The organism is Psychrobacter sp. (assembly GCF_030457785.1).
GTDB lineage: Bacteria > Pseudomonadota > Gammaproteobacteria > Pseudomonadales > Moraxellaceae > Psychrobacter.
The window spans coordinates 1-14990 of sequence record NZ_JAKDUI010000036.1; the positions used below are offsets into that span (position 1 = coordinate 1).

General features: G+C 42.3%; 15 protein-coding genes. 11 read left to right on the forward strand and 4 right to left on the reverse strand.

Features of this window, described 5'->3' with window-relative positions:
- Positions 1–137 precede the first annotated feature (137 nt).
- From L0J61_RS03285 to L0J61_RS03300, 4 genes are all read right to left on the reverse strand, one after another.
- Positions 138–986, reverse strand: coding sequence for a metallophosphoesterase (locus tag L0J61_RS03285; protein WP_301464890.1), 849 nt, complete (start codon positions 984–986; stop codon positions 138–140).
- Positions 987–1664: 678 nt separating this feature from the next.
- Positions 1665–2483 carry a metal ABC transporter permease gene (locus tag L0J61_RS03290; RefSeq protein ID WP_301464891.1) on the reverse strand — a complete coding sequence of 273 codons (819 nt, stop codon included), beginning with the start codon at positions 2481–2483 and terminating at the stop codon, positions 1665–1667.
- Positions 2484–2580: 97 nt separating this feature from the next.
- Positions 2581–3384, reverse strand: a complete 804-nt coding sequence (locus tag L0J61_RS03295) for a metal ABC transporter ATP-binding protein (protein WP_301464892.1) — start codon at positions 3382–3384, stop codon at positions 2581–2583.
- A 119-nt stretch (positions 3385–3503) separates the two neighbouring features.
- Complete coding sequence (locus tag L0J61_RS03300) at positions 3504–4052, reverse strand: Fur family transcriptional regulator (RefSeq protein WP_301464893.1); 549 nt, start codon at positions 4050–4052, stop codon at positions 3504–3506.
- A 195-nt stretch (positions 4053–4247) separates the two neighbouring features.
- Between L0J61_RS03300 and L0J61_RS03305 the strand changes: the two genes are divergently transcribed.
- From L0J61_RS03305 to L0J61_RS03355, 11 genes are all read left to right on the forward strand, one after another.
- A complete protein-coding gene (locus tag L0J61_RS03305) occupies positions 4248–5141 on the forward strand; it encodes a zinc ABC transporter substrate-binding protein (RefSeq protein WP_301464894.1) in 894 nt (297 codons plus the stop codon).
- 271 nt (positions 5142–5412) lie between these two features.
- On the forward strand, positions 5413–5811 hold the full coding sequence (locus L0J61_RS03310; protein WP_301464895.1) for an ATP synthase subunit I: 399 nt from the start codon (positions 5413–5415) through the stop codon (positions 5809–5811).
- Positions 5812–6492: 681 nt separating this feature from the next.
- Positions 6493–7359, forward strand: a complete 867-nt coding sequence (gene atpB / locus L0J61_RS03315) for a F0F1 ATP synthase subunit A (RefSeq protein WP_301464896.1) — start codon at positions 6493–6495, stop codon at positions 7357–7359.
- Positions 7360–7399: 40 nt separating this feature from the next.
- Entirely contained in the window at positions 7400–7648 is a 249-nt protein-coding gene (gene atpE / locus L0J61_RS03320) for a F0F1 ATP synthase subunit C (protein WP_301464897.1), read from the forward strand.
- Positions 7649–7765: 117 nt separating this feature from the next.
- The gene (locus tag L0J61_RS03325; protein WP_301464898.1) at positions 7766–8236 is read left to right on the forward strand and encodes a F0F1 ATP synthase subunit B; all 471 of its coding nucleotides are present in this window, start codon (positions 7766–7768) and stop codon (positions 8234–8236) included.
- A 13-nt stretch (positions 8237–8249) separates the two neighbouring features.
- Positions 8250–8873 (forward strand): F0F1 ATP synthase subunit delta, encoded by a 624-nt coding sequence (locus tag L0J61_RS03330; RefSeq protein WP_301464899.1) that lies wholly within the window; start codon positions 8250–8252, stop codon positions 8871–8873.
- Between the two features lie 91 nt (positions 8874–8964).
- On the forward strand, positions 8965–10509 hold the full coding sequence (gene atpA, locus L0J61_RS03335; RefSeq protein ID WP_301464900.1) for a F0F1 ATP synthase subunit alpha: 1545 nt from the start codon (positions 8965–8967) through the stop codon (positions 10507–10509).
- Between the two features lie 197 nt (positions 10510–10706).
- Positions 10707–11588: a F0F1 ATP synthase subunit gamma gene (gene atpG / locus L0J61_RS03340; protein WP_301464901.1), complete on the forward strand. Its 882-nt coding sequence runs from the start codon at positions 10707–10709 to the stop codon at positions 11586–11588.
- A 38-nt stretch (positions 11589–11626) separates the two neighbouring features.
- Positions 11627–13060, forward strand: a complete 1434-nt coding sequence (gene atpD, locus L0J61_RS03345; protein WP_301464902.1) for a F0F1 ATP synthase subunit beta — start codon at positions 11627–11629, stop codon at positions 13058–13060.
- A 91-nt stretch (positions 13061–13151) separates the two neighbouring features.
- The gene (locus L0J61_RS03350; protein WP_301464903.1) at positions 13152–13568 is read left to right on the forward strand and encodes a F0F1 ATP synthase subunit epsilon; all 417 of its coding nucleotides are present in this window, start codon (positions 13152–13154) and stop codon (positions 13566–13568) included.
- A 558-nt stretch (positions 13569–14126) separates the two neighbouring features.
- Positions 14127–14843: a winged helix-turn-helix domain-containing protein gene (locus L0J61_RS03355; protein WP_301464904.1), complete on the forward strand. Its 717-nt coding sequence runs from the start codon at positions 14127–14129 to the stop codon at positions 14841–14843.
- The last annotated feature ends 147 nt before the right edge of the window (positions 14844–14990 follow it).

Here is a 14990-nt window from a genome sequence, read left to right on the forward strand (position 1 = left end):
TACAGTAATAATGAAGTGATTTTTCATCATAATAGCAACGATACTTTTCATATTATCTACTGTTGTATCAATTTATGCTAATTAAATCATTGATATATAAAAGTTCTTACTAAAAAACATACCGGGAATTTTGGCAATCAAGTATCCAGTCTTTCAATCCAGCTTGCAACCTTTCCATTGTTGGCTAATTGCAACCAACGATAACCAGGTGCGGCGTCTTTATCGTATGCAAAGCCATCTTCGTTGGGCATAAACTGATAGCAGGTAGATGGTGTGCTATAAACAGAAACGCCTCGATGCTGCTGCGTTTGCTCTTGATGCACATGGCCACTGGTGACGACTTTTAAGTGTTCAAACCCTGCCACACATTGCCAAAAATCTGTGCTATTTTCTACCATATGGCTGTCAATCCAAGCTGAATCTACTGGTAAGACGTGATGGTGTAGGGCGACCAATGCAGGTTTGTCGCAAGTGGTAAGTCTATCAAGTAACCAGTCGATATCAGCAGGTGCTATTTCACCGGCTACCTTGCCAGTAACGGATGAGTCCAATAACAGCAACTGCCAGTGGTCAGTTTCGATGACATGTTGGTTCAATAAACGAGCATCTGCAGGACGTCCAATCAGTTTTCGTTGCTCAAAGGGTAAGTGGCCATCGACATCGTCAGTTACGTCGTGATTACCAGCGATACAAGCAAAAGGGATGTCAGTTGCTTCTAGTACTTCAAAGATGTGGTTATAAATAGCGGGCTGAATCTGATTGACCAAGTCACCAGTCACAAGAATTAAGTCACAGCGTATATCTTTATCCAGCGCTTGTTGGAGTGCTTTCTCAAAACTATGCTGACAGCTAGTGGGCTCGTTACTATTCATGTTTTCACTAGCAGTCATGAAGTCGATAGGCGTTGATAAATGCAAATCAGTGATTTGTAAAATGTTGACTTGCGCATCAGGCGTGTTGATTTTGCTGACAGGATAGCTTGGCATTCGACCAGCTCCTCATTGGCTAAAAACAGTGACCAGCGTTAAAGCTATCGTACCTATGTGACAATATTTTGTTGCAACGTTTATTAATAGCAAGGTTAAAATCTATTACAAGTAAAGCAAATGAGTCACTATTGATTGTTTTCACTACACTTCATTTTTTAACTTTCTCGGTGGTGTTCTAAAAAGTATGCTGGCGATAGAAGTCAATAAGAAATCTATGCTAAGTTCTCTGATTCTATAGGGCTTTCAAGGCTTCAAAAATTGTTCAAGTTTTAATCAGCATACTTTTTGACACACCACCACTTTCTCTTATCTTTCGATCATGTACACCACTAAATGGTGGTAGTTGCAACACCATATTTTTAGTCGCAATCACGAGCAGACTCTGATTCATCACGATACTAATGATATAAGAATGGTTTATATCATGAAGTGGATGAAAGCTCTAGTCGTTACTGATCAAATAAAGTTGAATAAGGTGATAAAAAACGTAAATTTGGTTTGTGAGCAGTTCGGATGTGTCTGCAGTTGATAGCAATTTAAATGGGCTGGGAATGGATGACCATCACCAAAAAACGTCAAATAGCTAGGTAATATCTCGATACTATCTGCGCTATCCTCTTAGTTTGACCACTGGTCATCTTATTTTCATTACTGTTTTTATAATAAAACAACATCCTAATCGCGGGCTGACCAAAATTTTGCAGTGATCAACTTTGATAAGACAAGCGCGGCAAAGAATAAAATAGCCAATATCAATACGATAGAAAGCCCTGTCTGGATATCCAACCAAATGCTACCCCAAACGCCCAAGGTCACACCAAGCTGAGCAATTATTAAAGACATAATGACCATTGTTTTTGGCGATGTCGCCCATAATCGTGCTGTTAAGGCTGGCAATACCAACAGGCCACTGATTAATAAGCTGCCGACAGCCTGTAGTGCAATCGCACAAAACCCTGCCAAAACGCCCATGAAAAATAGTCGCTGGCGCGCTGGGTTGATGCCTTGAATACGTGCCAATGCTTCATGAGTGGCCAACTTTATTTGTGCGGGCCATATATAAGCGAGTAACCCTAAACCCACCAATACGCTAGCGGCAAGTAGTGGCAAGTCTGCCCAGTCAAGCTCCAATAAATTACCAAATAAAAACCCGAGTACGTTTGCTTGCTGATCAGTCAGCTGAGTTAAGGTCAATAAACCCAAACATAGCAACGACACAGCAACGACCGCCAGAACCGCGTCTGCTGGCAACCGTTCATCATCGATCAGGACTAGTCCCAACACCACGATGGCACTAATGAGGACAATACCGATACCCATTGGCAACTGCCACCATACGGCGAGAGCGACTCCCAAGAGAGTACCGTGTGCTAAGGCGTCAGCAAAAAATGCCATGCGTCGCCACAATACCAAACACCCCAAAGGTGCTGATAGTAGCGCTAAAATACTGCCAGCAATCCAAGCAGGCGCGATAATGGATAACCAAGCGGTCATAATAAATATCCGTATAAGTCTGATGAGCGTGTAAAGCTATATTGTTCAGTGTCAAAAACGCTAATCAAGACAGCTCTCACCTATGTTGTTTTAATAGCTATAGTTCGAGCTCGTTTGGCGCATGGTGTTGGCAAGCATGTGGTTGATGCACATATGGCTGTTCGTAATAATGACCAAATAGCTTTTTGAACTCGCTACTGATAGCCAGTTCACTGGGCTGTCCTTCGCAGCAAATATGCTTATTAAGGCAAATAACCCGTCGACTACCTCTCATTACCCAATGTAAGTCATGTGAAATCACCAGCATGGCACAGCGTAAAAAATCAGGCAGCTCGTCAATAAACTGGTATAGCCAAATCTCAGTATCAGGATCAAGTCCTTGCATTGGCTCATCCAAAATCAATAGATTTGGCTTATCTAGCAATGCCCGAGCCAATAACACTCGCTGTGTTTCGCCACCTGACAGGTGCAGCATTTGCCGTGAAAACAAGTCCGTCAATGACAGCTTATCAAATACAAACTGCCGTTGATCTGGCGTCAAACGGTTTTTATTTGCATGACCTAATAGATCGCTTACTCGTAATGGCAGGATAGGGGGCACCGTAAAACGTTGCGGCATATAACCAAGTTGTAGTGGTTGATGAGCTGTGACGCTGCCTTTGGTGGGCTCAATCAAACCCAAAATGAGTTTTACTAAGGTTGATTTTCCAGCACCATTAGGTCCGACAAGACTGATGGTCTCATTGACATCAATGTCGATATCGATATGTGAGAGAAGTCGTTGGGGCCCAATATGGTAGCTGATATTGCTCAAGCTCAACAACTGACTGGTATCGTTTGCAGCACTGCTTTCAGCAATAGGGGCAACCGATTGATTCGACGATAAGGTAGACAGGCTCATAATATAACAACTAATGGATGAGTAGAGAAATAAAATCACGATTAAGAGAGTACCATTAATAGTCGACAAAAAACGGTACTAATACGGTGTTAATAAGGAAAAATGCAACCATCGATATATTATTGGCAAGCTTGGCAGCGCCCCCGAAGTTCAATAACACTATGCTCAACGACGAAACCAGCATCCGTCTCAGCAAAGTTCATCATCTCCTCTACAGGCAAGCTGCTACATTCTTGTACGCGTTGGCATTGACCGCAGATTAGAAATGCTGCCGTGTGCTGTGCTCTTGGGTGACAACATGGAACATACGCATTGATAGAAGTTAGTTGATGAATCAAACCTTCGCTCAATAAAAACTCCAAGCTACGATACACCGTCGGTGGCGCAACATTTTTTGGCGCTTTCTGTTTTGAGACAGGTGCTCTTTGCTCATCACTATCGCTATTATCTGATTGCCGCATTTTCTGTAATTGAGCGATTAAGTCATAAGCCCCGATAGGTTGGTTAGCCTCTAGTATCAGCTGGTATATCTGCTGACGTAAAGCGGTAAAGCGTTTGTCATTTAAGCGACATTGTTCTCTTGCCGCTGCCAGTCGTTCTGCAACGTCACGTGGCGTAAAAACTTGCGCATCATGCAAGTGCTCACAAACTGATGAATGAGTAGACATCGTGCAGACTCCCAAATATAAAATGGCTTGTTATTATGCTTTTTATTGTTATATTATAACATAATAAAGTAAAAGGCGGATAAGCGGTGTTCAGCTGCCTATTATAGCTTCATCGAATATGGTGTCTAACAACTATCACTCATATTTCGAGCAATTACTTATCCTATCAATCACTCATCAAAGATACCTACTATTATGAACCCAGTCTTTAATAACCTGCTACGCCCAGTCATAAAGGTCAAACATCTGCTCATTTCTAGCGTAGTGCTAGGCTCTCTGACACTCAGTGCTCAAGCAGCAACGGTCAGTGTGAGCAATCATCCTATGTATTTATTGAGCCAAGCGGTGACAGATGGGACACCTTCTGCCAATAAAATCTTACAAGCAGGCGATGTAGGGCATCATGGAAGTGTTAGCCCAAGTGATATGAAAGCTATTAGAGATAGCAAGTACGTGGTTTGGTTTGGTCCGTCTTTAGAAAACAGCCTGAATGGCAGTTTGAAGAAAGCACCCAATGCCATTGCTGTCTTTGATTTCGATGCGTTCAACCGTTATCCGCTTCGGGACGTGAAAGGCGCACCGATTGAGGGCACGTTTGATCCGCATATTTGGCTAGATCCAGAAAATGCAAAAGGCATTACTCGAGCATTAGCAGTGATACATAGTCGAGCCAATCCAGAGCACGAAAGCATCTATCACGAAAATGTCAAAAAATTTGCTGAGCGTATGGACAACGCAGTCGCAGCGATACAACAGCAAAATGGACAGACCGAGCGTCCATACTGGGCATATCATGATGCCTATCAATACATCGAACGCGCAGCACAAATAAAGTTGACGGGCACTTTAAGTACAGATCACCATCTTTCTCCAAAAGCCAGTCAGTTACGCTGGATGAATGAAAATCGACCTACTGAGCAAATGTGCCTAGTCAATCAAGGTCCTGTAGCCAAAGGTCTACTTGCTAAGTTACAGCCAGTCAGCACCACTGCCCAGATAGAAGACATGAGTGATAGCCAAGACTTTGTAGAAGGATGGACAAAGATGGCGCAACAGATTAATAGCTGTATCGGTGGTGAAGAGTCATAAATTTAGGCGTAAACGGAATAGATATTTATTAAATAAATGTTATCATGGCACCGAAATAACGTCGCAAAGCTTAGAGCTGTAAGGCTTGAGTCATGTATTTACTAAATGGTAGACAAATTTCATATTACGCTTGCTATATAGTAGTATGCTCTCTATAATAAGTGGCGTTTGAAATTGGTTGAAAGGTAAAACCTGTAGAATGGGCCGTTTACGGATATGCTTGTCGCAACTTTGCTACATTATTCCAATACTGTAAGTCTATAGGAAGACCATGACCAAGCCTGCTAAACGCACGCAAAAAGATAAGATTGGCATTTATGTCAAACGTCAAGCATGGTTGCTACTCTTTATTATCGTAATCGCTTGCGTCATTGATATTGTCTGGTGGCAGGGTGAATTAACTGTAGCCAAAAGTGCCGCAACTGGCGCTTTATTGAGTTATCTTACTCAAGCTGTATTTGCTGGATTTATCTTTTGGTATACTGGATATCGCGCACGCAAGCATATTGTTAACCAGTTATACCGGGGTCAAGTGGCCAAGTGGCTATTGACCGCTTTAGGTTTCGCACTAATTTTTATTACCGTACAACCCCTATCTGCGCCTGCGCTGTTTATCGGTTTTATGGTAATGCAAATTAGTCACAGTTGGATGTTGTGGCACATACGCTAGTGTTTTATATGACTATTTGTGTAGTTATATGCTAAATAATACGACGCGAGCCACCCTGCCGTCTAACTTCTCTATGACTAGTTCTAAAAGTCAAAATGAAAAAACTGTCTTACGACAGTGCAAGTGACGATAAAGATATAAAAGTTCGAAGTAAATATAGCATGTGAAACGACGATGATAAGATGAAATGATTTTATCGTTTGTTCTCATGTGCCATTGAACTGTCTGTAATTTAGTGACGATTTCAACGTTGCTTTAATAAAAAGTTACTATTAGCTAACTTACTTATATATCTAATAAAAAAGTCACAATTGACTTTACACGAATACAACGCTGCATTAATATAGACGTCAACATATTTTGCCCACTAGCACAACACTGGACTGAGCGTCAATCGCAACAGATATAGCAGTGAGCAAACACGTATATAAAGTTTTTACGTATACATAAAAGGGCTATTACTGAATTATCATAAGCCCTTTTTTGATAGCGAAAATTCACGCTATCGAAATTCGTATCAATAATAGAGCTATGGGTTGGATGTTATTGGGTACATGAGTATTTTAGCAACACTCAGTAATTTGCTTGTTGGCAGATTAAAGAGAAATACTAAGATCTCATCAGATGACAACCATATTTTTGGTAGTTGATTAAATCGTTGATTAATAAGAAGCTTACATTATGGCATCCGAGCAAACATCATCAGAATATATCTCTCACCACTTAACGAATTGGACGTATGGCTATTTGCCAGGCGAAGGCTGGAAAGTTGCCTATACTGCTGAAGAAGCATCACAGATGGGATTCAGTGCGATCCATGTTGATTCTATGCTATGGTCAATTGGTCTAGGTATTTTATTTTGCGCCTTCTTTTGGATGATTGCAAAAAAAGTTACGGCTGACGTACCGAGCAAGACTCAGGCAGCGGTTGAGTTGATCGTTGAGTTTGTTGATAACAACGTTCGTGAATCTTATAGTGGTACATCCAAACTGATCGCGCCGTTGTCGTTGACTATTTTTGTCTGGATCTTCTTGATGAACTTGATGGATTTAATACCCGTCGACTTCATACCAGGACTTGCAGGCCAAATCGGTGCAGCAATGGGTCACGACCCGCATCATGTTTTCTTTAAAATTGTTCCAACAACTGATCCTAATATCACACTAGGCATGGCCTTTTCGGTATTCCTGTTGATCATCGGCTACAGTATTAAAGAAAAAGGGTTTGGTGGTTTCGTCGCAGAATTAACGTTACACCCTTTTAGTGCCAAGAACCCAATTTTAAAAATCGTTTTAATTCCAGTTAACTTTATACTAGAAGTTGTTACGCTAATTGCGAAACCAATATCACTTGGCTTGCGACTATTTGGTAACATGTATGCAGGTGAATTGGTATTTATTTTGATTGCCTTAATGCCATTTTGGATTCAATGGGCACTGTCAGTGCCATGGGCAATCTTCCATATTTTAGTTATTACACTTCAAGCGTTCATCTTTATGATGTTGACGATAATATACTTATCATTAGCTTCATCAACTGAACATTAATTAGACACTTCATCAATAAATAGGTAAAGAGGATACATCAATGGATCCAGTATTAGGTAGTTCTACAGTTATTGCAGTTGCATTGCTTATCGGCGCAGGCGCTCTTGCTACAGGTATTGGCTTTGCTCTTTTAGGTGGCAAATTCCTAGAAAGTGTTGCACGTCAACCAGAGCTTGGTTCACAGTTGCAAACCCGTATGTTCATCGTGGCAGGTCTACTTGATGCTGTACCGATGATTGGTGTTGGTATTGCTATGCTATTGTTGTTTGCTAACCCTCTAGCAGGTTAATCCGAAAACTCAGTTGTAAGTGTTTGGTGCTCAGAGACTTTCTATCAACTATAGTCAAAACCTGACTGCCAAACATGATCAATGAAGCTGATTTTTCATTAACAAAGAGGTGATCACGTGAATATCAATTTTACCATCGTCGGTCAAGCTATTGCTTTTGCAATATTTGTGATTTTTTGCATGAAATTCGTGTGGCCACCACTTATCGGTGCCATCACAGAGCGTCAGCGCAAAATCTCTGAAGGTATGAATGCCGCAGAGAAAGCAAAAGCAGATCTAGCGACCGCGGAGCAAAGCGCTCAACAAGAGCTTGATCTTGCAAAGACTAAAGCTGCTTCTTTAATCGAGCAAGCCAACAAAAGCGCCAACCAGCTCGTCGAAGATGCAAAAGCGCAAGCACAAGCGGAAGCTGAACGCATTCGCCAACAAGCGCAAGCATCTATCGACCAAGAAATCAACCAAGCTCGTGACTCGTTACGTGTGCAAGTTGCTGACCTTGCGGTACTTGGTGCAGAGAAGATTTTGCAAGAAAAAGTCGATGCGCAAAAACATCAGAGTATGCTAGACCAACTAGCGGCGAAGCTGTAATAGTGAGGATATAATGGCTGACTTATCAACCTTAGCACGACCCTACGCTAAAGCTGCGTTTGACTATGCCAATGAAAACGGAGTGGTAACTGAGTGGGAAAACTTCTTGTTCATCGCTGGCAAAATAGTCGATGACAAGTCGTTTAGTACTTGGCTAGAAAATCCAGCCATTACGGCTGAGCATAAGTCAGCTGCTTTGGTTGAACTTTATGACTCACAAGTGGCTGGTGATAGCGATTCTGCTTTTAAACAGCTACTAGGCGAGAGCAAAGGTTCTCGCTACGGTGATAGCATGAGCTATCCTAAAGTGTCACCAGCGCTCAAGAATTTTATTAAGCAGTTGTCGCAGCAAGAGCGTCTAGCACTGCTTCCTGAAGTTTATGAGCATTATCGCCATCACAAGGCAATAAGCTTAAAGCAGCTTGACGCATATGTAACTTCTGCCTATCCACTATCTGACACTCAGCGTGAAACGATTCAAAAAAGTCTTGCCGCATCGCTTAATGCTAGTGTGGTTATTCATGAATCAGTCGATGCAAGTCTATTGGCAGGTGCCACAATCAAAGTTGGTGACAAAGTCATTGATGATTCGATGCGTGGAAAGTTACAACAGTTAAAAACACAGCTAACTGCCTAATGCCACTCATCAACGTAGCTATATAGAACTGCGTGAGCGTAAGAGCATTTAAGTCAGTGGCGAGTTATCATAAATTAAAGGAAACAAGGCAATGCAACAATTGAATCCAGCGGAAATCAGTAATCTGATTAAGCAGCGTATTCAAGACCTTGATGCGGGTGCAACTGCAAAGAATGAAGGCACGATTGTCAAAGTATCTGACGGTATCGTGCAGATTCATGGTCTTGAAGATGCCATGTACGGCGAAATGATTGAGTTTGAAGGCGAAGTTTATGGAATGGCGCTTAACTTAGAGCGTGATTCTGTCGGCGCGGTAATCCTTGGTGACTACCTACAGCTGCAAGAGGGTCAAAAAGCTTATTGTACTGGTCGTATTCTAGAAGTGCCAGTTGGTCCTGAGCTGCTAGGCCGTGTTGTTGACGCCTTGGGTAACCCTATTGACGGCAAAGGTCCTATTGATGCCAAAATGACGGACAAGGTCGAAAAGATCGCTCCAGGCGTTATCGACCGTCAATCAGTAGACCAGCCAGTAATGACAGGCTATAAAGCCGTTGATACAATGATTCCAATCGGCCGTGGTCAGCGTGAGCTTATCATTGGTGACCGTCAGACGGGTAAAACCGCTATGGCTATCGATGCGATCATTGCTCAGAAAGCATCAGGCATTAAGTGTGTATACGTAGCAGTCGGTCAGAAACGTTCTACCATTGCAAACGTTGTACGTAAGCTTGAGCAAACAGGTGCATTAGAATACACCACAGTCGTTGTTGCTTCAGCATCTGAGCCAGCAGCATTACAGTATATCGCTCCGTACTCAGGTTGTACGATGGGTGAGTACTTCCGTGACCGCGGTGAAGACGCATTGATCATCTTCGATGATCTGTCAAAGCAAGCCGTTGCATATCGTCAGATTTCACTACTATTACGTCGTCCACCAGGTCGTGAAGCTTATCCAGGTGACGTATTCTATCTCCATTCACGTCTACTAGAGCGTGCATCACGTGTAAACTCTGATTATGTAGAAAAGTTCACGAATGGTGAAGTAACAGGTAAGACAGGATCTCTAACTGCATTGCCAATTATTGAAACTCAGGCTGGTGACGTATCAGCATTCGTACCGACCAACGTTATTTCAATTACCGATGGTCAGATTTTCTTAGAATCAAGCTTATTTAACTCAGGTATTCGTCCTGCGGTTAACGCTGGTATTTCAGTTTCACGTGTTGGTGGTTCTGCTCAAACAAAAATCATCAAGAAGCTTTCTGGTGGTATCCGTACCGCATTGGCTCAGTACCGTGAATTGGCAGCATTTGCTCAGTTTGCCTCGGATCTTGATGACGCGACTCGCGAGCAGCTCGACCATGGTGAACGTGTCACCGAACTGATGAAGCAAAAGCAGTACGCGCCTATGTCTATTTCTGAACAGGCTGCTGTTATTTATGCTTCAAACGAAGGTTTCTTATCTGACGTACCAGTTGAAAAGATTGGTGCCTTTGAAGAGTCTTACTTACGCTACATGCATGATGAGCAAGGTGAATTGATGCGTGAGATTGATGACACTGCGAACTACAACGATGATATCGCAGGTCGTTTAAAGTCAGCTGTTGAGACCTTTAAACAAAATCACAGTTATTAATTTAACGGGTTAAGCCGGCGTAGTTATCGATAGTAGTTGAACTGTTTTCTGAGCAGCCAATTATGTCACTTGTCTAGCTATAGCTGGTATCAGGTTGCGTCTTGCAGAGCCTATAACGATTGTTTATAGAATTTTGCTATTTTAGCTGAATAACTGCATGCGCTAATGCTTTTTAACCCTCTTATATTGGAATCATTATGGCAAGCTTAAAAGAGATACGTGCCAAAGTCACCAGTATTAAAAGCACCCAGAAGATTACTCGTGCTATGCAAATGGTAGCCGCTAGTAAAATGCGCCGTGCACAAGAGCGCATGGAAGTGGGTCGCCCGTATGCTGATAGTATGCGCCGGGTTGTATCGCATTTGGTGCATGCATCACCAGAGTATAAACATCCGTACATGGTGTCGCGTCCGGTCAATAAGGTAGGCTATATCGTCATTACCTCTGATCGTGGCCTAGCGGGTGGTTTGAATATTAATTTATTCAAAGCTTTAACGAAAAGTATCCAAGATTATCAGAACCAGTCTGTACAAACTGAGTTTGCAGTCATTGGCGCTAAAGGTGTCAGTTTTTTCAAAAACTTTGGTGGCAACGTCACATCTGCTGTGACTGATTATGGCGATAAACCAACGTTTGAGCAGCTAAATGCGCCAGTTCAAGCTATGCTTGAAGATTATAGCAACGGCAATATAGACCGTATTTACGTGGTTTATAACCAGTTTATCAACGCCATGACTCAGAAGCCGACCGTCAACCAGTTAGTTCCTCTTCCAGAAGGTTCATTGGAAAATGATGACAGCGGTATTCGTACAGAACTTAGCTGGGATTATATCTATGAGCCGGATATCAAGACTTTGATTGATGAATTGCTTGGTCGCTATATTGAATCGATTGTTTATCAAGCGGTAATGGAAAACATTGCTTCTGAACAGTCTTCACGTATGGTTGCGATGAAAGCGGCAACAGATAATGCTGGTGACCTTATTAACGATTTACAGTTGGTTTATAACAAGCTGCGTCAAGCGGCGATTACCCGAGAAATCTCGGAAATCGTTGGCGGTGCTGCTGCTGTTTCATAATTGACTACACCTATATATAGAAGTCCAAGGAGAACGCAATGAGTAGCGGTCGTATTGTACAGATTATTGGCGCGGTTCTTGACGTTGAGTTTGACCGTAATGAAGTTCCTCAAATTTTTGATGCCTTAAAAGTTGACGGTACCGAAACCACCCTAGAGGTTCAACAACAGCTAGGTGATGGTATCGTTCGTACTATTGCTATGGGTTCAACTGAAGGCCTAAAGCGTAACTTACCAGTGACGAACACTGGTGCAGCGATTTCTGTTCCAGTAGGAACAGGAACGTTGGGTCGCATCATGGATGTTCTTGGTCGTCCTATCGATGAAGAAGGTCCTGTAGAGGCTGATGAGAAATGGTCTATCCACCGTGAAGCACCAAGCTACGCAGACCAGTCTAATAGTACTGAACTATTAGAAACTGGTATTAAAGTTATCGACTTACTTTGCCCATTTGCAAAAGGTGGTAAAGTTGGTTTGTTCGGTGGTGCTGGTGTTGGTAAAACCGTCAACATGATGGAGCTAATCAACAACATCGCACTTAAACACGAAGGTTTATCAGTGTTTGCTGGTGTAGGTGAGCGTACTCGTGAAGGTAATGATTTCTATCACGAGATGCAAGAAGCTGGCGTTGTTAACACCGAAAACTTTAGTGATTCTAAAGTTGCAATGGTATATGGTCAGATGAATGAGCCACCAGGTAACCGTTTGCGTGTTGCGCTATCTGGTCTAACGATGGCCGAGTATTTCCGTGATACGAAAGATCCTGCTACAGGCAAAGGTCGTGACGTACTTTTATTCGTTGATAACATCTATCGTTACACCCTTGCTGGTACTGAAGTGTCAGCCCTGCTTGGTCGTATGCCATCAGCAGTTGGTTATCAACCAACACTAGCTGAAGAGATGGGTCTGCTTCAAGAGCGTATTACATCGACTCAGTCTGGTTCTATTACTTCAGTCCAAGCAGTCTATGTACCTGCGGATGATTTGACGGATCCTTCACCTGCAACAACGTTTGCTCACTTGGACGCGACAGTCGTACTTAACCGTGACATCGCTTCACAAGGTATCTACCCTGCAGTTGATCCTCTTGATTCAACTTCACGCCAGCTAGATCCGCAAATCATCGGTGAAGAGCACTATAATGTTGCTCGTGGTGCTCAGGAAGTTCTACAGCGCTATAAAGAACTGAAAGATATTATCGCCATTTTGGGTATGGATGAGCTATCAGAAGAAGATAAACTGGTTGTTTATCGCGCTCGTAAAATCCAGCGTTTCTTATCTCAGCCATTCCACGTTGCTGAAGTCTTTACCGGTGCACCTGGTAAATATGTACCACTACGCGATACCATCGCTAGCTTCAAAGCAATCATCGATGGTGAATACGATGACTTACCAGAACAAGCATTCTATATGGCTGGTGGCATCGATGAAGTAGTCGCCAAAGCAGAGAAAATGAAATCTACTGCAGCGTAAGTTGCTAGCATTTGCTAAAGAGCAAGTAGGCTGTAGCCAGTCTATTTGCTAGTAGATAACGCATCGTAGTTTTGATTGTAAGGAGTTTAGTATGGCAACGTTACAATGTCGCGTCGTAAGTGCTCGTGAAGAGTTGTATTCAGGCGAAATTAGCATGTTAATAGCTACGGGTGCCGAAGGCGAGATTGGTGTATTGCCAGGTCACACACCGCTTATTACTTTGTTGAAACCGGGTGCGATGCGGGTGCAAACACCAAATGGTGAAGAAGAAGTTATATATGTTTCAGGCGGTGTCTTAGAGATACAGCCGAAAATGGTTACTGTATTGGCTGATACAGCTACACGTGCGGGCAACCTCGATGAAAGTAAAATCATTGAAGCGCGCAAAAAAGCTGAGCAAATGCTAGTTAATCAGTCTGATACTGTAGAAACTAACGCAGCGTTAGCATCAATGGCTGAGTCAGTTGCACAGTTACAGACTATTCGTAAATACAAGAACCGCGCTTAATCTTTTAGGTGTGACTCTGAATCATGTATCCGATTCAATATTGCTCATATTAAAAAAACAGTCCTTAAAGGGCTGTTTTTTTTGTGCTCATGAAATATTATCAATTTTTCTACTAAAGACTTATCCAACGGTCTAAAAGGTGTTAATAAACAATATTTACTGTCTTTGAGATGGTGCTGTTAAGGTGAGTAGGGTCGTGTAAATCGGCTTAAAATATCTGTAGATCGATCAAACTGCGTCAAATATCGTATTTTCGTATCAAGATTTGTCACAGCATTTGCTTTATTTGGGCCAAAATCATAAAGTTTATATCGTTATTTTTGAGATAAAGGGTATTCTTAAGATGCAAACTAAAATAATCTCGGGTGTAGTTTATAGGTTTTGTTAACGACCATCAGCTATAGTATAGGCAGCTGCACTTTTAGTAGTATACTGTATTACTAAGTTTGTAACTGCAGATTTGTAATAGCTTTACGAACATCGATTGTGCCACTTTAGGGTGCTATTAATTTTACCGCTCTTACTTTTAAATTAGAAGATGTATTAGAGGATATAACAATGACAACGACTGAAGAAGACAACACCCCGCGAATTTTAATTGTCGAAGATGACGAGCGTCTGGCTGTTTTGACTCAAGATTATTTGGTCAAAAATGGTTTAGAAGTGGCAATTGAAACAGATGGTAACCGTGCTATTCGCCGCATCGTTAATGAACAGCCTGATATGGTGGTACTCGATGTCATGCTTCCTGGCAGTGACGGGTTGACAGTCTGCCGCGAAGTTCGCCCACATTATCAGAATCCTATTTTGATGCTGACAGCACGTACTGAAGACATGGACCAAGTACTGGGTCTGGAAATGGGTGCTGATGACTATGTCGCCAAGCCAGCTCAGCCGCGTGTATTGCTTGCACGTATTCGCGCATTATTACGACGCTCAGAAAATGCGCCATCAGAAGACGTGCCGCAACGATTACAGTTCGGTGAATTGGTAATTGATAATGGTGGTCGCTCAGTGCATCTTAGTGATGAACTGGTTGACTTTACAAGTGCAGAGTATGATTTGCTATGGTTATTGGCGTCCAACGCAGGCCGCATCTTATCTCGTGAGGATATTTTTGAGCGCTTGCGCGGTATCGAATATGATGGCCAAGATCGTTCGATTGATGTGCGTATTTCACGTATTCGTCCGAAAATTGGCGATGATCCTGAAAACCCCAAACGTATCAAGACTGTCCGCAGCAAGGGTTATCTCTTCGTGAAAGAAGGAAACTAAGGCTTTTTTCGGATCAAAAGACTTAATTGTTGTAGCGATTACAAAAAAACCAGCGTCTATGCTGGTTTTTTTATAGTGAAACTCAAATTTCAAATTGAAATATGGTTTAATTAAGCAGTTATGTTGGGTGATTAAGAAATAAAAATA

Excerpts from the sequence above, each read along its gene's own strand:
- L0J61_RS03285 (WP_301464890.1), bottom strand. The coding sequence starts at position 986 with ATGCCAAGCTATCCTGTCAGCAAAATCAACACGCCTGATGCGCAAGTC.
- L0J61_RS03290 (WP_301464891.1), bottom strand. The coding sequence starts at position 2,483 with ATGACCGCTTGGTTATCCATTATCGCGCCTGCTTGGATTGCTGGCAGT.
- L0J61_RS03295 (WP_301464892.1), bottom strand. The coding sequence starts at position 3,384 with ATGAGCCTGTCTACCTTATCGTCGAATCAATCGGTTGCCCCTATTGCT.
- L0J61_RS03300 (WP_301464893.1), bottom strand. The coding sequence starts at position 4,052 with ATGTCTACTCATTCATCAGTTTGTGAGCACTTGCATGATGCGCAAGTT.
- L0J61_RS03305 (WP_301464894.1), top strand. The coding sequence starts at position 4,248 with ATGAACCCAGTCTTTAATAACCTGCTACGCCCAGTCATAAAGGTCAAA.
- L0J61_RS03310 (WP_301464895.1), top strand. The coding sequence starts at position 5,413 with ATGACCAAGCCTGCTAAACGCACGCAAAAAGATAAGATTGGCATTTAT.
- atpB (WP_301464896.1), top strand. The coding sequence starts at position 6,493 with ATGGCATCCGAGCAAACATCATCAGAATATATCTCTCACCACTTAACG.
- atpE (WP_301464897.1), top strand. The coding sequence starts at position 7,400 with ATGGATCCAGTATTAGGTAGTTCTACAGTTATTGCAGTTGCATTGCTT.
- L0J61_RS03330 (WP_301464899.1), top strand. The coding sequence starts at position 8,250 with ATGGCTGACTTATCAACCTTAGCACGACCCTACGCTAAAGCTGCGTTT.
- atpA (WP_301464900.1), top strand. The coding sequence starts at position 8,965 with ATGCAACAATTGAATCCAGCGGAAATCAGTAATCTGATTAAGCAGCGT.
- atpG (WP_301464901.1), top strand. The coding sequence starts at position 10,707 with ATGGCAAGCTTAAAAGAGATACGTGCCAAAGTCACCAGTATTAAAAGC.
- atpD (WP_301464902.1), top strand. The coding sequence starts at position 11,627 with ATGAGTAGCGGTCGTATTGTACAGATTATTGGCGCGGTTCTTGACGTT.
- L0J61_RS03350 (WP_301464903.1), top strand. The coding sequence starts at position 13,152 with ATGGCAACGTTACAATGTCGCGTCGTAAGTGCTCGTGAAGAGTTGTAT.
- L0J61_RS03355 (WP_301464904.1), top strand. The coding sequence starts at position 14,127 with ATGACAACGACTGAAGAAGACAACACCCCGCGAATTTTAATTGTCGAA.